General features: G+C 66.6%; 13 protein-coding genes. 7 read left to right on the forward strand and 6 right to left on the reverse strand.

Annotation, left to right across the window (positions count from 1 at the left end):
- Nucleotides 1–134 precede the first annotated feature (134 nt).
- Both clpA and KZZ07_RS09030 read left to right on the forward strand, forming a co-directional pair.
- Nucleotides 135–2465 carry an ATP-dependent Clp protease ATP-binding subunit ClpA gene (clpA, locus tag KZZ07_RS09025; protein ID WP_219513643.1) on the forward strand — a complete coding sequence of 777 codons (2331 nt, stop codon included), beginning with the start codon at nt 135–137 and terminating at the stop codon, nt 2463–2465.
- Nucleotides 2462–3436, forward strand: coding sequence for a M23 family metallopeptidase (locus KZZ07_RS09030; protein WP_219513644.1), 975 nt, complete (start codon nt 2462–2464; stop codon nt 3434–3436). The genes clpA and KZZ07_RS09030 overlap by 4 nt, the downstream gene beginning before the upstream one ends.
- Before the next feature lie 42 nt (nt 3437–3478).
- Here KZZ07_RS09030 and KZZ07_RS09035 read toward each other — a convergent pair whose 3' ends face one another.
- From KZZ07_RS09035 to KZZ07_RS09045, 3 genes are all read right to left on the reverse strand, one after another.
- A complete protein-coding gene (locus KZZ07_RS09035; RefSeq protein ID WP_219513645.1) occupies nt 3479–6940 on the reverse strand; it encodes a peptidoglycan -binding protein in 3462 nt (1153 codons plus the stop codon).
- Nucleotides 6941–6943: 3 nt separating this feature from the next.
- The gene (locus KZZ07_RS09040; RefSeq protein ID WP_219513646.1) at nt 6944–8119 is read right to left on the reverse strand and encodes a biopolymer transporter ExbB; all 1176 of its coding nucleotides are present in this window, start codon (nt 8117–8119) and stop codon (nt 6944–6946) included.
- A gap of 115 nt (nt 8120–8234) precedes the next feature.
- A complete protein-coding gene (locus KZZ07_RS09045) occupies nt 8235–8864 on the reverse strand; it encodes a TetR/AcrR family transcriptional regulator (protein WP_219513647.1) in 630 nt (209 codons plus the stop codon).
- A gap of 131 nt (nt 8865–8995) precedes the next feature.
- Here KZZ07_RS09045 and KZZ07_RS09050 point away from each other — a divergent pair, with 131 nt between their 5' ends.
- Nucleotides 8996–9952, forward strand: a complete 957-nt coding sequence (locus tag KZZ07_RS09050; protein ID WP_219513648.1) for a homocysteine S-methyltransferase family protein — start codon at nt 8996–8998, stop codon at nt 9950–9952.
- Nucleotides 9953–10036: 84 nt separating this feature from the next.
- On the opposite strand, the gene KZZ07_RS09055 is transcribed toward KZZ07_RS09050, so the two are convergent.
- Nucleotides 10037–10570, reverse strand: a complete 534-nt coding sequence (locus KZZ07_RS09055; protein ID WP_219513718.1) for a gamma-glutamylcyclotransferase — start codon at nt 10568–10570, stop codon at nt 10037–10039.
- 66 nt (nt 10571–10636) lie between these two features.
- Between KZZ07_RS09055 and KZZ07_RS09060 the strand changes: the two genes are divergently transcribed.
- Nucleotides 10637–11548, forward strand: coding sequence for a DUF2125 domain-containing protein (locus KZZ07_RS09060; RefSeq protein WP_219513649.1), 912 nt, complete (start codon nt 10637–10639; stop codon nt 11546–11548).
- A 58-nt stretch (nt 11549–11606) separates the two neighbouring features.
- A complete protein-coding gene (locus tag KZZ07_RS09065; RefSeq protein WP_219513650.1) occupies nt 11607–12878 on the forward strand; it encodes an acetylornithine deacetylase/succinyl-diaminopimelate desuccinylase family protein in 1272 nt (423 codons plus the stop codon).
- 68 nt (nt 12879–12946) lie between these two features.
- Here the strand turns inward: KZZ07_RS09065 and panC are convergent, their stop codons facing one another.
- Both panC and panB read right to left on the reverse strand, forming a co-directional pair.
- A complete protein-coding gene (panC, locus tag KZZ07_RS09070; protein ID WP_219513651.1) occupies nt 12947–13789 on the reverse strand; it encodes a pantoate--beta-alanine ligase in 843 nt (280 codons plus the stop codon).
- Nucleotides 13786–14619, reverse strand: a complete 834-nt coding sequence (gene panB / locus KZZ07_RS09075) for a 3-methyl-2-oxobutanoate hydroxymethyltransferase (RefSeq protein ID WP_219513652.1) — start codon at nt 14617–14619, stop codon at nt 13786–13788. Before panB ends, panC begins: the two co-directional genes overlap by 4 nt.
- A gap of 183 nt (nt 14620–14802) precedes the next feature.
- Here panB and KZZ07_RS09080 point away from each other — a divergent pair, with 183 nt between their 5' ends.
- Both KZZ07_RS09080 and KZZ07_RS09085 read left to right on the forward strand, forming a co-directional pair.
- Nucleotides 14803–16272 (forward strand): ABC transporter substrate-binding protein, encoded by a 1470-nt coding sequence (locus tag KZZ07_RS09080; protein WP_219513653.1) that lies wholly within the window; start codon nt 14803–14805, stop codon nt 16270–16272.
- A gap of 93 nt (nt 16273–16365) precedes the next feature.
- The gene (locus KZZ07_RS09085) at nt 16366–17925 is read left to right on the forward strand and encodes a peptidoglycan-binding protein (protein ID WP_219513654.1); all 1560 of its coding nucleotides are present in this window, start codon (nt 16366–16368) and stop codon (nt 17923–17925) included.
- The last annotated feature ends 78 nt before the right edge of the window (nt 17926–18003 follow it).

Here is an 18003-nt window from a genome sequence, read left to right on the forward strand (position 1 = left end):
GTTTCGCCCGTTTGTCCAAAAGTGATGCAGGAACCTTGAGAAAAAACTTGAAGAGTGGCCGCAATCGACCAAACTTTAACACTATGAGGCAATGCTGATCCTCACGGATCGGCGCAGACAAGAGGAGCACTCCCGTGCCTTCATTCTCGAACACACTTGAGCAGGCAATTCATTCGGCGCTGGCGTTGGCGAACTCTCGCAGCCATGAATTCGCCACGCTTGAACACCTTCTTCTTGCGCTGATCGACGAACCGGATGCCTCCCGCGTGATGAAGGCCTGCTCGGTCGATACCGAGGAGCTGCGCACCACGCTGGTCGAATTCATCGACGACGATCTGTCGAACCTCGTGACCGATGTCGAAGGGTCCGAGGCGGTGCCGACCGCGGCCTTCCAGCGGGTCATCCAGCGCGCGGCGATCCACGTCCAGTCCTCGGGCCGGACCGAAGTGACCGGCGCCAACGTCCTGGTCGCGATCTTCGCCGAACGCGAATCGAATGCCGCCTACTTCCTGCAGGAACAGGACATGACGCGCTACGACGCGGTGAATTTCATCGCCCATGGCGTCGCCAAGAACCCCGCCTACGGCGAAGCGCGGCCCGTCCAGGGCGCCACCGAGGCCGAGGAAGAAACCCAGCAGGCAGAGGCCGCAGCGCCCGGCTCGGACAAGGAATCGGCACTCGCGAAATATTGCGTCGACCTGAACGCCAAATCGCGTGACGGGGAGGTGGATCCGCTGATCGGCCGCAATGCCGAGGTCGAGCGCTGCATTCAGGTGCTCTGCCGTCGGCGCAAGAACAACCCGCTGCTGGTCGGTGATCCCGGCGTGGGCAAGACCGCCATAGCCGAGGGGCTGGCACGCAAGATCGTCTCGGGCGAAGTCCCAGAGGTTCTCTCCGAGGCGACCATCTATTCGCTCGACATGGGCGCGCTGCTGGCCGGCACGCGGTATCGCGGCGACTTCGAGGAAAGGCTCAAGGCCGTCGTGCAGGAGCTTGAGGAACATCCCGACGCGGTGCTCTTCATCGACGAGATCCATACTGTGATCGGCGCCGGGGCCACGTCCGGCGGCGCTATGGACGCCTCCAACCTGCTGAAGCCCGCGCTTCAGGGCGGCAAGCTGCGCACGATGGGATCGACCACCTACAAGGAGTTCCGCCAGCACTTCGAGAAGGACCGCGCCCTGTCGCGCCGGTTCCAGAAGATCGACGTGAACGAGCCGTCGGTGGATGACACCGTCAAGATTCTCAAGGGTCTGAAGCCCTATTTCGAGGAGCATCACAGCGTCAAATACACCGGCGACGCGATCAAGACCGCCGTCGAACTCTCGGCGCGCTACATCAATGACCGCAAGCTGCCCGACAAGGCCATCGACGTGATCGACGAGGCCGGTGCGGCGCAGCATCTGGTCGCCGCCTCCAAGCGGCGCAAGTCCATCGGCACCAAGGAGATCGAGGAAGTCGTGGCCAAGATCGCCCGCATTCCCCCGAAAAACGTCTCCAAGGACGACGCCGAGGTGCTCAAGGACCTGGAAAACACGCTCAAGCGCGTGGTCTTCGGCCAGGATGCCGCCATTACGGCGCTGTCGTCGGCGATCAAGCTGGCCCGCGCCGGACTGCGCGAACCGGAAAAGCCCATCGGCAACTACCTGTTCGCAGGCCCGACCGGCGTCGGCAAGACCGAGGTGGCCAAGCAACTGGCGGATACGCTGGGCGTGGAACTGCTGCGTTTCGACATGTCGGAGTACATGGAGAAACACGCGGTCAGCCGCCTGATCGGTGCGCCTCCGGGCTATGTCGGCTTTGACCAGGGCGGTCAGCTGACCGACGGCGTAGACCAGCACCCGCACTGCGTGCTGCTGCTGGACGAGATCGAGAAGGCGCACCCGGATGTCTACAACATCCTGTTGCAGGTCATGGACCACGGCTCGCTGACCGATCACAACGGGCGCACGGTGGATTTCCGCAACGTGATCCTGATCATGACCTCGAACGCCGGAGCGACCGAACAGGCCAAGGCGGCCATCGGCTTTGGCCGCGACCGCCGCGAGGGCGAGGACACGGCCGCGATCGAGCGGACCTTCACGCCGGAATTCCGCAACCGCCTGGACGCGGTGATCAGCTTTGCGCCGCTGCCCAAGGACACGATCCTGCAGGTTGTCGAGAAGTTCGTGCTGCAGCTCGAGGCGCAGTTGATGGATCGCAACGTGACCATCGAACTGACCAAGCCCGCCGCAGAATGGCTGGCGGACAAGGGCTACGACGACAAGATGGGCGCCCGCCCGTTGGGCCGCGTGATCCAGGAGCACATCAAGAAGCCGCTGGCCGAGGAGCTCCTCTTTGGCAAGCTGACCAAAGGTGGAATCGTCAAGGTCTCGGTCCGCGACGGAGAGCTCTTCCTCGACCTTAGCGGTCCGGACAACCCGCGCCTCGGCTCCAAGAAACCGCCGCTTCTGACCGCGGAATGACCTTTGCGCGCGCCGCCACCGCGGCCGCGCTGGCCCTGATCTCCTCCGTCCCGCCTGCCGGGGCGGAGGATTTTCGCCTTGCGGTGCCGCTGGACTGCACGCTGGGCGAAACCTGTTTCATCGAGGATTACGTCGACAACGACCCCGCCCACGGGCGCCACAGGGATTTTGCCTGCGGCATCAATTCGCGTGACGGGCACAAGGGCACGGATTTCGCCCTGCTCGACTTCGGCGCCATCGGTGAGGGCGTGTCGGTGCTGGCCGCAGCGCCCGGCGTGGTCAAGCGCATCCGGGATTCGATGCCCGATGACCGGCTGATGCGCGGTGTCACCTCGGAAAACGCCTGCGGCAACGCGGTGCTGGTCGATCACGGCGAAGGCTGGCAGACGCTCTATTGCCACTTGCGACGGGGCTCTGTCTCGGTCGCGCCCGGTGACCTGGTACAGCCCGGTAATCCCCTGGGCTTCGTCGGCCTGTCGGGCCAGACAAATCACCCCCATGTGCACCTGACCCTCTTGCGCCAAGGCAAGGTGGTCGACCCCTTCCGCCCCGAGGCCACGGGCACCTGTGGCGATCCCGGCCCGACCCTTTGGGCCGAGCCGCCCGCCTACACCAGCACCGGGCTCGTCACCGCCGGTTTCTCGGATGCGGTGCCGACATTACGGGCCGTGGGCGACGGCTCTGCCCGGCGCGAAACGCTGCCCCCGGACGCGGCACTGGTCGTCTATGCGCACGCAGGATATGCCCACCCCGGCGACGTCCTGACGATTTCAGCGGAAGGCCCTGCCGGAACGGAACTGTTTCGCCGGGCCATCACGCTCGACAGCGACCAGGCCAGCCAGATGCGCGCCCTGGGCCGCAAGGCGCCGCCCACGGGCTGGCCAGCCGGCGAGTACCTCGGCCGCGCCAGGCTGACCCGCGACGGCACGGTGATCGCACACCGGTTCGCGCATGTGACCGTCACGAATTGAGCGCAACGCAAGCGCGTTGCAACGCGCTTGGCCGCCCGGTGATCAGCGTTCCGTCAGTTTCAGCTCGATACGCCGGTTCCTGGCGCGCGCCTCTGGCGTATCCGCCGGGTCGATCGGCTGGAACTCGCCAAAGCCGTTGGCCGACAGCCGGTTTGGCGGAATGCCGTAATTGTCGATCATGTCGCGCACCACCGACAGCGCCCGCGCCTGGCTGAGCTCCCAGTTGTCCGCAAAGTCGCCGCCCGGTCGGATCTTCTGGCTGTCGGTGTGACCGTCCACCCGGATCACCCAGTCGATGCCCTTGGGAATATCCTCGGAGATGTCGAACAGGATCTGGGCGACCTTCTCGATCTCGCGGCGTCCCGCCGCCGACAGATCGGCCGAACCGACCTCGAACAGGACCTCTGACGAGAACACGAAACGGTCGCCCTCGATCCGGATGCCCTCGCGGTCCCCGACAACCGACCGCAGCTTGCCGAAAAACTCGGACCGGTAGCTTTCCAGGTCCTTCTTCTCGGCTTCCAGCCGCTTGGCCCGCTCCTCTTCCAGTTTGCGCTTTTCCTCTTCGGCCTTGCGGCGCGCCTCTTCGGCCAGGCGGCGGCGGCGTTCTTCCTGTGCCACCCGGGCAATTGCCGCGTTCAGTTCCGACCCGAGGTTCTGCAGCCGAACCTCCGCCGCCGCATCGCGGGCCTTGGAGTCGTCCAGCAGCGCCTGCAAATCGCTCAACTGGCGGCGCAGTTCAGCCACGTTCTGGTTCAGCGCCTCGACCTGCAGTTCCGCCTTGGTCGCACGCTCCTCTGTCTGGGCCAGCTTCTCGCGCGCCGTGTTCAGCAGGATCTGGCGTTCTTCCACCTCGTCCAGGCGTGCCTCCAGCTTGACCTCTGCCGCCTCCTGCGCCGCCAGCGCCGAGGCAAGCCGGTCCCGCGTTTCCGCGACGGTGGTCTCGGCGGCCATGCGCGCGGCCAGCGCGGCGGCCAGCTTTTCCTCCAGCGTGCGGGTATCGTCGCTCTGCTCGGCAGCCCGGGCCTCGGCCTCCGCCAATTGCTGGCGCAACTCCGCGATCACCGCGTCGCGCCGCGCGTCGCGAGACCGCAGGGCCTCAAGCTCGGCCGAGATCCGGTCGATCCGGCCCTTGAGCAGGTCCAGTTCCGCGTCCCTGGCCGCGCCTCGGCCATCGGCCTCCGCCAAACGGCGGCCAAGATCGGCGTTCTCGGCTTCGAGCGAAATGACACGGGTCAGCCCCTGCGCCGCGCGCGCCTGCGCGGCCTCCAGCCGGGTGCGCACCTGCGCCAGTTCCCCGCGCAAGACCTCCAGTTCGGCGGCCTCGGCGGTGCGGTCCTCGGCCCGGGCTTCGGCCTGCGCCAAATCCTGCTGCAGCCGCGCCATCTGGGCGTCGCGCTCTGTTGCCCGCGCGCGCGCCGCGTCGAGGTCCGCCGACAAGCGCGTGTTCGTCGCCTGCAACGCGGCAACCTCGGCATCCTGTTCCGCCGCTTCGCCGCCCAGCCGGGCCAGGCGCGCAGACAAATCCGCATTCTCAGTTTGCAGGCGGTCGATCCGGTCGCCACGGTCCTCGACCCTTTTCAGGGCTGAATCCAGCTGCGCCTGGACCTGGGCAACCTGGCCGCGCAGTCCTTCGATCAACTCGGTCCGTTCGGCCACACGTCCCTGCGCCTGGGCCAACTGCGCCTCCAACGCGGCCACCTGGTCCTGCAAAGAGGCCACGGCGCCCCGCGCATCGCCCACATCGCCGCGCGCACGGGTCAGTGCCGCGTCCAGACGGTCACGCTCTGCCCGGAGTTCCTTGAGGGCTGCGGCGCGGTCATCGGCCTGCCCCTCGGCCACCGACAGGTCTGAAACCAGGGATTCGTTGCGGGCCTGCAGCGCCTCCAATTCGGTCCGAAGCGCCTCTGCCTCGGCCAGCCGCGCCAGCGCCTGCGCCAGTTGCGCGGAAAGATCCGTCAGTCGCGAGGACCGCGCTGCAGCCTCTGCCTGTGCGTCCTTCAGGGCACGCTCGGCCAGGGTGCGCGCCGCCGATTCACGTGCCAGCGCCTGTTCGGCATCGCGCTGCGCCTTGAGCGCCTCGGTCAGGTCGCCGCGCAGCCCCGCAAGGCGGCTGTCGGTCTGGGCCCCCTGCGCCCGCGCATCGGCCAGCGTTTCCTCAAGTTCGGAAATCCGCGCCAGCGCCGCGTCGATGCGGCTTTGCAGGGCGCGGGCCTCACGCTCGCCATCGGCAAGCGCCACGGCCAGTTCCTCGTTCAGCTTGGCCTCGTCCTGACGGGCTTGCGACAGGGCCGCTTCCAGTTCGGTGATACGGGCCAGTGCCGCATCGACCTGGGTCTGCAGCGTTGCGGGCGGTGCCTCGGTGGGGCCAAGCCCGGCGGTCAATTTTTCACCGGCCTTGGCGGCCTCGTCGAGGTCGGCCTCCAGCCGGGCGATCCGCGCGGTCGCCTCGTCGATACGCGCCTTGAGCCGCTGCGCCTCCAGCGCGCTTTCATCCTTGAGGTCCGCCAGTTGCGCGTTCAGGCGGGTTTCGTTTCGGCGCGCCTCGGCCAGTTGCGCCTCCAGCGCGTCGATCCGCGATTGCAGGTCGTCTCCCTGTTGTTTTCCGGCCAGCAACGCCGCCGCCAGTTGCGCGTTCAGGTCCTTTTCCGCCTCGCGTGCCGCTGCCAGCAGGGTCAGGGTCTCCTCGGCGCGGGCCCGTTCCTGTTCCAGCGCCAGCGTCATGGCGGTCAGTTCGGCATCCGCCTCTTCCAGCCGTTTGCGCAGGGCGGCGGCGGCCTCGGCCTCGGCCAGCTTGGCCTGTTCCTCTTCGGTCAGGGCCTTTTCGGCCTCGTCGAGATCGGCGGTCAGCGTGGCAATGCGCGCGTCACGGTCGGCGTTGCGGGCACGCAGATCGGTGATCAGCGCCTCCATCGCCTCGCGCCGGGCGGCGGCCAGCCGGGCTGCCTCGGCCTGTTCGTCGATCTCGGTCCGGGCCGTGGCCAGCGCGGCGGTCAGCGCATCGCGTTCATCGGCCAGTTCGTCGCGTTCCTCTGCCAGGGCGTCGCGGGCGACGGTCAGGTCCTGCACCTCGTCGCGCGCCTCATCCCGTTCCAGCAAAAGGGTGGCAACCCGCTCCTCGAAGGTTGCGATGCGCGTGGCGGCGGCGGCAAGTTGATCGGCCTGACGGTCGCGGGTCGCGGTCAGGCTTTCGATGATGGTCTGCTGTTCGGCCAGTTGCAGGTCCCGGTCGCTGAGAGTCGAGGTCATGCGGCCAAGCTCGGTCTCCAGCCGGGTTGCGCGGGTCCGTTCGACGCCCAGCGCCTTGGACAGGGCGCTGAGTTCCGCGCTGAGCGTGTCGAGTTCGGTTTCCTGCCCCGAGATCGTCTCGTTCAGGACGAATTGCATGACCATGAAGATCGACAGGACAAAGGTCAGGACCAGCAGAAGCCCCGTCATCGCATCCACGAAGCCCGGCCAGATCGAGGCCTGAAAGCGCGCACCCGTGCGTCGCGACAGGGCCATGCGTCACCCGTCCCCGCGGGGCCGGATGTTGCGCGTCGTCCCCAGCGAACGTGAGAGCGCCGCAAGGTCGGTCCGCAGTTCGGCCATGCTTTCCTGCCGGCCCGCGCTGATTTCTTCGAGGATGCGCAGCATCTGTACGTCGATCGACCGCAGCCGCATCCGGCTTTCGGCGTCCAGCCCCTCGTCACTTTCCTTTTCGCGGATCGCCTGGGCCAGCAGTTCCTGCCCCTCTGCGATCCGTGCCAGCGACGAAGCTGAGGGCGAGGTCGCCTCGATCCGTTCGGTCAGGCGTTCGACGCTGTCGGCCAGTTGCGCCAGCCGGGTATCGACCTCGGACCGGCCCTGTTCCGCTTCGGCGAACAGGTATTGCAGCCGGTCCATCTGCTCGGCCATCTGGTCCAGAACCAGCCCCGCCGGGCCAAGGTCCGGTCCCTCGCCGTCATGAGAAAAGCCCAGACGGGTGATCGAGGACAGCCATTCCTCAAGCTCGCGGTAAAAGCGGTTCTGACCGTGTCCCGCGAAAAGTTCCAGCAGCCCGACAACCAGCGAACAGGCCAACCCCAGCAGCGAACTGGCAAAGGCCACGCCCATGCCGCCAAGCTGGCCTTCCAGCCCCGACATCAGGCGGGCAAAGGCGGCGGTGCCGGTTTCCCCCTCTTGCGGCGCAAGGCTCTGGATCGTTTCGACCAGCGCGGGCACCACGGTCGCCAGCCCGTAGAACGTCCCCAGAAGGCCGAGGAAGATCAGCAGGGACACGATGTAACGCGTGATCTCGCGCGCCTCGTCGATCCGCTGCGCCACGGAGTCGAGGATCGACCGGGTCGAGGTCGCCGTGATCTGCATCCGCTTGTCCCGACGCGACCGCAAGAGCGCGGCCAGAGGCGCCAGCAGCCGCGGCGGCGTGGCGCGCACGCCCTGGTCGCCGCGCGCCGTGAACCGTTCGATCCAGCGCACGGACACCATCAGTTGCGCCACCTGCCAGAAACAGGCCAGCACACCGACGACAAAGACGACCAGGATGAAACCGTTCAGATAGGGGTTCGACTGGAACACCGGCAGAACGCGCGGCAGGGCCAGAAACCCGCCAAAGCCGGACAAGCCCAGCACCGCCAGCATGAGGATCACCTGACGGAAGGGCTGACTGAAATGTGGCTCGGCCTCGAGGTCGGGCTGATCCATCGGACACCTGACGCTTGTTCTCTTGTGCTATACCTAGGGGTTTAAGGCCACAGAGCCAAGAAGTTATGAGCAATTCCGCGCCTATGCCCCGGAAAACCCGCGCTTTGGGCAACAGTCAGCCTGCCTCGGTGAAAAGCCCCGAGACAAAGACCTCGTAAAGGGCGATCTGCCGGGGCAGCGCCTCTTTCTCGCGGACGGTCTTGGACAGGATGATCGCCCCGTCCACCAGCACGACCAGCATGTCGGCCAGAGCCTCCAGGTCGATCTCCTGCCGAAGCGGGCGACCGCGCGCAATCTCGGCCAGGCGGGCATGGAACCGACGCCGCCAGCTCAACAGGTTCTGCTGGGCGAGGTCATGGACCGTCTGGGTGAACAGCCGCTCCTGGAAACAGGTCGCCGCGATCAGACAGCCAGGATGCACGTCCGGCAGTGCCTCCATCTGTGCGCGCAGCAGCCGCAGAAAGGCCAGGAACTGCCCCAGCGGGTCCTCGCTCTGCTCGGCGGCGCGGGCGAAAAGCTCGTCCAGCCAGGCCTCCTCCGCGCCCAGATGGCGTTTCAGGATGGCCTCGATCAGCGCGCTCTTGTCCTTGAAGTGGTAAAAGAACCCGCCTTTGGTGATGCCCACCTCGGCGATCAGCTCCTCGATCGACGTGGCGGCAAAGCCCTTGTCCAGGATCGCCATCTCGGCAGCGGTCAGCAGGCGGTCGCGGGTGGTTTCGGTGCTGCGCGGCTTGATGAAGGACATCGGTCGGCTCCTTTCCCCCGAACTTACCGCAAGGGACCGCCTGCGTCACTGTACCCCAAGTACAGTAGACCGACCGTCCTGCCACGGGCAGGCTTTGACCATCCCCGGACAGCCCCGAAAGGAGACCGGCCATGCCTCCCCTCTTTCCCCAGCACCCCGATGGCCTGCCCTGGTTCACCGAGGGTGGCACCGAGACCGAGCTTATGTTTCGCCACGGCTTCGAATTCGATCATTTCTGCGCCTTCACCCTGCTGGACAATCCACGCGCCATGCAGGTCACGCACGACATGTACCGCCGCCTGCTGGACCGGATCGCCGCCTCTGGCGGCTGCGCGCTGCTCGCCGGGCTGGACTATCGCGCCAGCGCCGACTGGGCCGGGCTGGTAGGCTACGACAGCGCCGCGCTGGAAGAGATCCAGTTGCGCAACATCGCCTTCCTGCGCGAGGTCAGCGCGCCCTACAAGGGCCAGATCCCCGAGATCCGCATCGCCGGCATTCTGGGGCCGCGCGGCGACGCCTATGCTCTCAACCGCGCCATCACGGCGGATGAGGCCGAGGACTACCACGCGCAACAGATCACCACCTATGCCCGCGACGGTGTCGACCTGATCTGGGCCGCGACGATCAACAACGTGCCCGAGGCGGTGGGCATCTCGCGCGCCGCCGCAACCGCCGGCATCCCGGTCAACATTTCCTTCACCCTGACCGAGGATCACCGCCTGCGCGCCGGACCCAGCCTGGCCGATGCGGTGGTCCAGACGGATGCCCACAGCGGCCCGGACGCGCAGCCCGACAGCTACGGTGTGAACTGTTCCCACCCGCTGGAATTCGAACCGGCGCTGGAGGCGGGCGCCTGGCAGGACCGCCTGCGCAGCTTTCGCCCCAATGCCGCCGCGATGGACAAGATCGCGCTTTGCAAGCTCAACCACCTCGAAGAAGGCGACCCGCAGGAACTCGGCCAACAGATGGGCGACCTCGCACGCCGCTTTCCGCAGGCCGACATCTGGGGCGGGTGCTGCGGCAGCTGGGACCGCCACCTCGCCCTGATCGCCCCCGCCGTCATGCAGGCGCGCCGCCTGGCGTCCTGACCCGCAGGCGCGGCTTCTTCTTTGTAAAAATACCCCTGGGGGGGCAAGGCCGAAGGCCGAGGCGGGCAGCGCCCCCTGCCCCTGCTAGTCGCCCCGCGACAAGGCCTTTACCTCGCGCACCAGCCAGTGCAGATCCGCGTCCGGCACGCCGATCTCGTCCAGGTGGGCGGCGGTGTTATACAGGTATTCCGTGTTCGGCCCGCGCCCACCATGCGCCCGCGCGATCAGCCGCGCCTGTTCTTCCAGCGCCAGGTGGCAATACTGGACGTGATGCGGGTCGATCACATAGGCCACCGCCTCGACGTGTCGCCCGTCGGTCAGGCTCAGTTCCAGCCTCTTTTCCAGGTAGGCGGAGGACACCAGCTCGCGTTCGCGCAGATAGGCCAGCGTCTCTTCCTCGCTGCCCGGCGCGGCGCGCAGGGCCAGCCCGTCGCAGCAGGCGTCTTCCTGTTCGTCCAGGGCCAGCACCAGCCCCGGCTTTTCCTCAGTGCCGCGATGGTGGATCGAATACATGCAGAAACTGCGCGCATAGCCGTGCAGGCGGGCCTGCACCCGCTCCGCTACCGGGAACCCCGGGTTCCAAAGAAGTGAGGCGTATCCGAACACCCAAAGCGTCATCATTCTGGTCCTTCCCGCTGAGGGCCTGTAAACACGATCGGGTGCGGCAGGAAAAGGGGGGCGCGCGTGGCACGTTGGATCTTTGCCGTGACCTTGGCGCTGGGGCTGGCTTGGTCGGGCCTCTGGCTGACCTCCTCCTGGGCCCTGAAAGCGGACATCGCCGACTGGTTCGAGGCGCGCCGCGCCGAGGGCTGGCAGGCCGACTATGGCTCGCTTTCCGTGCGCGGCTTTCCCAGCCGCCTGGACGCCACGTTGACCGATGTCGTGCTGATGGATACCGCGCGCGGCCTCGGCTGGCAGGGCGAGGTCTTTCAGGTCCTCGGGCTGACCTACAAACCCGGGCACCGCATCCTGGTCTGGCCCGACAGCCAGACCGTGACGCTGCCCTCGGGCGACATCATCCTTCACAGCAGCAGCTTGCGGGCCTCGCTGATCCATGACGCCGAGGGCGTTGTCCTGCGCGCCAACCTCGAAGCAGAGATGTTGCGCAAGGGCACCCTGTCGCTGGCCGACCTGCGCGTGGGCCTGCTGGAGGTGCCGGGCACGCCGGGTCTCTACCGGCTCGGGATGAGCGCCGGTTTTGCAGGCACACCGGCGGACAACGGGCTGGCCCTGCGGGCAGAGGTCACCTTTGACCGCGACTGGCGGCTTGGCAGTCTTGCCGGGCCTTTGCCACAGCCGACAAAGATCGACCTGCGACAGGGCAGCTATACCACCGGCGGCGCAGAGCTGGACGCCACGGGCCTGCTGGAAATCGACGCGCAGGGGCGCCCCAGGGGGCAGTTGGCCCTGCGCGCAGGCAACTGGGGCGCGCTGGTGGACAGCGCCCGCCAGTCCGGCCTGATCCCGGCCCCGCTGGCCGACAGCCTTGTCCGCGCCGCAGAGGACAACCTCGACCTGCCCCTGAACATCGACGAGGGACAGGTGTCCCTGGGCGGCACACCCTTGGGCACGTCACCGCGCCTTCACCTGCCCTGAACGCCTGCCGCGACTGCGCCCCCTTGCGCCCCCGCGACAAGCGACAGAGACTTTGCGCATGACAGATTCCCTTTTTGCGCGGATCGACGCCGCCCGCGACGACCTGATCGCGCTGACCCAGGACCTTGTCCGCCTGCCCACGCTGAACCCGCCGGGCCGGCACTACCGCGAAATCTGCGAGCTGCTGCAACAGCGCCTCGCGGCTTCGGGCTTCGCCTGCGAGCTGATCCGGGCGACCGGTGCGCCGGGGGACAGCGACCGGTATCCGCGCTGGAACGTGATCGCCCGGCGCGAGGGCACAGACCCCGGCGACTGCGTGCATTTCAACAGCCACATCGACGTGGTCGAGGTCGGCCACGGCTGGACCCGCGATCCCTTTGGCGCCGAACTGGACGGTGACCGGATCTATGGCCGGGGCACTTGCGACATGAAGGGCGGGCTGGCCGCCTCGATCATCGCGGCGGAATGCTTCATCGCTGAGCACCCTGATTACGCCGGAGCCATCGAAATCTCGGGGACGGCGGACGAGGAAACCGGCGGCTACGGCGGTGTCGCGCACCTGGCGCACCTCGGCTATTTCTCACCCGATCGCGTGCAGCACGTCATCATCCCGGAACCGCTCAACAAGGACCGCATCTGCCTTGGCCATCGCGGCGCCTGGTGGGCCGAGATCGAGACCAAGGGAGAGATCGCGCATGGCTCCATGCCCTTCCTCGGCGACTGCGCCGTGCGCCACATGGGCGCCGTCATGCAGGCCTTTGAGGACCGGCTGTTCCCCGCGCTGACCACGCGCGAAACCGCCATGCCCGTCACGCCCGAGGCCGCGCGGCAATCGACACTCAACATCAACTCGGTCCACGGCGGCGAAGCGGAGCTGGAGGATTTCACCGGCCTGCCCGCCCCCAACGTGCCCGACAGTTGCCGCATGGTGATCGACCGCCGGTTCCTCGTCGAAGAGGCCTATGACGAGGTGCGCGGCGAGGTCATCTCGCTGCTCGAAGACCTCAAGGCCCGCCGCCCCCGGTTCGACTACGCGATCCGCGACATCAACCGCATCGACCCTTCGATGACCGCGCAGGACGCGCCGGTGGTGACAACGGTGGCCGAAGCCATCGCCGACGTGCTGGGACAAGCGCCGGACTACGTCGCCTCGCCCGGGTCCTACGACCAGAAACACATCGACCGCATCGGGCGGCTGCAGAACTGCATCGCCTACGGGCCGGGGGTGCTGGAACTGGCGCACAAACCCGACGAATGGGTCGGCGTGACCGATATGCTGGACAGTGCCAAGGTCATGGGCAGGGCATTGGAGAAACTGTTGCTGCCCTAGGCGCGACGCCCGTGGGACGGCGGGCGGGGCGTCTTTCGCGCGCAGCGCGAAACAGCGTCCGCCCGGCGTCACACCGCGATATTGTCGATCAACCTGACCCCCGCCAGCCAGGCCGCGACCAACAGGCGCGCGGGCCGGTCCGGCCGGTCCAGCAGCGCCAGATCGTCATTGGCTCTCAGGTCCAGGTAATCGACCTCGGTAAAGCCGGCCGCCGCCAGCCGCGCCTCTGCCTCGGGGCGCAGATCCTGCGCCAAACGCCCGCCACGCAGCCCCTCGGCCATCTCCTCCAGCGCCTCGTTCAACGCCGCCGCCCTTGCGCGTGCCATGTCGGACAACAGCAAATTGCGCGACGACATGGCCAGCCCGTCGATTTCGCGGATGGTCGGGCAACCCACGATGTCACAGGGGATATTCAGATCAGCCACCAGCCGCCGCACCACCTGCAACTGTTGCCAGTCCTTCTCGCCGAAAAAGGCCCGGTCGGCGGCGGTCTGCAACAACAGCTTTGTCACCACGGTTGCCACACCGTCGAAATGCCCGGGCCGATACGCGCCACAGAGAACATCCGTCAGGCCGGATACGGACACGCCGGTCGAAAAGCCCTGCGGATACATCTCGTCCCCGTCGGGCACAAAGATCGCGTCGACGGCAAAGCGTTCCAGCTTGCGGGCGTCGTCATGTTCGGTACGCGGGTATTTCTCGTAATCCTCGCGGCTGTTGAACTGCCTTGGATTGACAAAGATCGTCACGATCACCCGGTCGCAGCTTTCCTTGGCCGCGGCGACAAGGCTCAGGTGCCCATCATGCAGCGCGCCCATGGTCGGCACCGCGCCGATGCTTTCCCCCGCGCGGTGCCAGCCGCCGGTCAGCTTGCGCAGCTCTGCGACGCTGCGGACGATCGGCGCAATCATGCCTTGTCCTCCGGCGCGTCGTCGCCAAAGACATGCTCGGGCGCGGGGAAGGTCCGCGCGCGCACCTCGCGGGCGTAGTCGGCAATCGCCGCCTCGCCATCCGCGCCCAGTGTCGCGTAGCGTTTGACGAATTTCGCCTTGAAGGCGGTGAAGAGCCCCAACATGTCGTCCACGACAAGGATCTGCCCGTCACAGCCGGCCCCCGCACCGATGCCGATGGTGGGGATCGGCACCGCCTCCGTCACCGCATCGGCCAGAGAGGCCGGCACCTTTTCCAGCACCACCGAAAAGGCCCCTGCCTCGGCCACGGCGCGCGCATCGGCCATCAGGGCCTCGCCCGCCGTGCCGCGCCCCTGCACCTTGTAGCCGCCCAGGGTGTTGATCGACTGCGGCGTCAGGCCGACGTGCGCCATGACCGGGATGCCCCGTTTCACCAGGAAGGCAATCGTCGGCGCCATCTCGACCCCGCCTTCCAGCTTGACCGCGCCCGCCCCCGTCTCGGCCATCAGCCGCGCGGCATTGCGGAACGCCTGCTGGGGGCTTTCCTCGTAAGAGCCAAAAGGCATGTCGATCACCATCATGGCATGCGACAGGCCCCGCGCCACCGCCTGACCGTGCAGGATCATCATCTCCATCGTCACGCCCAGGGTCGAGGGCAGCCCGTGCAGCACCATGCCCACGCTGTCGCCGACCAGGACGAAATCGCAATGCGCATCCATCATCTGTGCCATCGGCGTGGTATAGGCCGTCAGGCTGACCAGCGGCGCGCCGCCCTTTCGGGCGCGGATATCCTCCGCCATCGGCGCTTTCTTCTTCGCGGTTGCACTCATCGCCTGAGCCTCCTCCCTAAGCGTGGCGCAAGGACCGGGCAAGGCCCGACGCCTATCGCGCAACAAAGTTGCGCACCTACCTATCATTTGCTGCAGCGCAGAACCAGAGGCCATTTGCAGCCCGTGCTTGAACCGCGCGCGGCAAAGCGCAACACTCGATGTCAAAGCAACAGGGGAAACGACATGACATTCCGCCTCACCCTCGCCGCCGCCCTGCTGGGCGGGACCGCGGCGCTCGCCCAGCAGACCGATCTGACCATCGCGATCCAGCTGGAACCGCCGCACCTTGATCCCACCTCTGCTGCCGCCGGGGCCATCGACAGCGTGCTGTATTCCAACGTCTTCGAAGGATTGACACGGTTCACCGGCGATGGCGCCATCGTGCCGGCCCTGGCCCGGTCCTGGGAGATTTCCGACGACGGGCTGACCTATACCTTCCACCTCGCCGAGGGCGTCGTCTTTCACGATGGCACCGCCTTCGACGCCGAGGACGTCAAGTTCAGCCTCGACCGCGCCCGGGCCGAGGACAGCACCAATGCGCAAAAGGCGCTGTTCTCCGATATCGCCGAGGTCAGGGTGATCGACCCGGCCACGGTCGAGTTGTCCCTGAATGCCCCCAACGGCAACTTGCTGTTCAACCTCGCCTGGGGCGATGCGGTCATGGTGGCGCCGGAAAGCATCGAGGACATCCAGCAGACCCCCATCGGCACCGGCCCGTTCCGGTTCGACGAATGGCGCAAGGGCGACAGCGTCCACCTTGTGCAGAATGCCGATTACTGGGGCGATACGCCCCACCTGACGGAGGCGACCTTCAAGTTCATCTCGGACCCGACCGCCGCCTTTGCCGCCATGATGGCGCAGGACATCGACGTGTTTACCGGCTATCCCGCGCCCGAAAACCTGCCCCAGTTCCAGGCCGACGCGCGCTTCCAGGTGCTGCTGGGCTCGTCCGAGGGTGAGACCATCCTGGCGATGAACAACAAGCAACCGCCCTTCGACGACCCCCGCGTGCGCGAGGCGGTGGCCCATGCCATCGACCGGCAGGCGATCATCGACGGCGCCATGTTCGGCCTTGGCACGCCCATCGGGACGCATTTCGCGCCCCACAACCCCGATTACGTCGACCTGACCGGCCTGTCGCCCTATGACCCGGACCGGGCGCGCACGCTGCTGGTGGACGCGGGGTATGCCGAGGGTTTCAAGACCACACTGAAACTGCCGCCCCCCTCTTATGCCCGTCGCGGCGGCGAGATCATCGCCGCCCAGCTGCGCAATGTCGGGATCGAGGCAGAGATCACCAACCTGGAATGGGCGCAATGGCTGGAAGAAGTGTTCAAGGGCAAGGGGTTTGGCCTGACCATCGTCAGCCATACCGAGCCCCTGGACATCGGCATCTACGCCCGGCCCGACTACTACTTCCAGTATGACAGCGCCGAGTTCCAGGCCCTGATGAAAACCCTGAACGCCACCACCGATCCGTCGGCACGGTCGGACATGCTGGCCGAGGCCCAGACGCTGATCGCCAAGGATTACGTCAACGGCTTCCTGTTCCAGCTGGCTTTCCCCACCGTCGCCGACGCCCGGATCGAGGGTCTTTGGACCAACCAGCCGACCCAGGCGAACCCTCTGGCGCAGGTGCGCTGGACCAAGTGATCGCCTTGCGCGCCTTGTCCGTGGACAGGGCGCGCGCCTTCGGGGCATCGTGAAGGGGATTATTGACAGCCTTTGCGACGATGGATTTCCCCGATGCCGATTATCAGACTTCTCTGCCTGATCCTCTTTGCCCACCCCGCCCTTGCCGCCACGATCACGCTGGATCGCGGACCGACAGGCAACCGCGAGGTGACATTCATCATCCCCGAACCGAGTTTCGCGGACGGCTGGGCCTTCGCGTATGGCGAAAGACCCCTTCAAAGGCAGGAGGACACCAGCCGGTTCAAATCCGCAAACACGACGTTCGACGCGCGCGGGCTCACGCCCGACGGCGCGGGCAACGCCTATACCGAGATCTCGAAATACGCGGCCGAGAGCTTTCTGAACGGACGGATCTTCCGTCTCGAAGGGCCGATCACGGTGGGCGATACGGACCGCCTGGCCAGACTGGCCGAACCTCACCTGCGTGCCATTTGCCCGGCGGGCCAGAACTGTCCCCATTCCGCCATCCTGTCACTGAACTCTCCCGGCGGCAGCCTCGCCGAGGCCATGCGCCTCGCCCGGTTCATCAAGAAATGGAGCCTCGTGACCGTGGTCGACAAGGGCGACCGCTGCGAGAGTGCCTGCGCCTTGGCCTTCTTCAGCGCGTTTGACGAATTCGAGGGCTATTCCGGGGCTCGCCGTTTTGCCCATCTGGAGTCGCGTATCGGCATTCATCAGCCCATCCTTGCACTCGACCCATCCGATCCCCGGGTCGCGAATGCCCGACATGCCGACCTGTTTCGCCTCGCCAATCTCGCCACCGGCGAAGTCGCCCGCCTGTTCCTGCAAACAGGCGTCTCCATCGGATTGCTGGACCGCATGTATGCCACGCCGCCAGACGACATGCTGATCCTGTCCCCCTTCCAGCTTGTCAGCGAGGATGTCCGCCTGTTCGACGACCGGACCACTGCCTTTGCCGGGGATCGGTCCGACCTGATCGCCCTCTGCGCCAACCGCTTTGCCGCCCGGCACCATAGCCTGTCCGATGAACTCATCGACAATTTCCAGATGGCGGGCGATGCCTTCCTGACCTTCGACGCGGGCCGTAATTTCCTCTGCGCAGGACACCGCGATGACGGCCCCGACTGGCGGATCATGACCTGCCTTGCCTATGACGGCTGCGCCTTCATCGGCTTTGTCAAATGGGCCTATGAATACGGCGAAGGCTATAAGGAAACGCCGGACTTCGAAGATCTCTACATCTGGATCACCGAGCGCGGCTTTCTCGGCTTTCGCGAGTATTCCCACCGATCCATCCTGCTGCGGGCCTTGCGCGATCACGCGGCACAGCGATACAACAGTTACCGCCCCCTCCAGATCCCCGCCTCCGCCCTGCCCATGCCGCCCGAGCTCTGCGGCAAGCTGGACGAGGCGCACCCCGCGCTTGTCCTGACCGTCCAGCAGAAACTCGCCACCTACGGCTTCGACGCCGACGGCGCGGATGGCAGCCTTGGCCCCAAGACCCGCACCGCCGTGCAGGCTGCCAACGCCCAGATCGCGCCCAACGCGCCGCCCGGCAACCGGATCACGCCCGCCCTGCTGAGGGCGATGCGGGTTCCGCAGACGACCATTGATCGTTTCACACTCTGCCACCCGAGCTATCGTGACTGACAGGATACAGCGCTGTTCGCCCAAACCTGTCCCGCGTGCTAGGCTGAACCGATTTCTCTGCATCGGGACCCATTGCCA

The organism is Mameliella sp. CS4, assembly GCF_019392335.1.
Taxonomy (GTDB): Bacteria; Pseudomonadota; Alphaproteobacteria; order Rhodobacterales; family Rhodobacteraceae; genus Antarctobacter.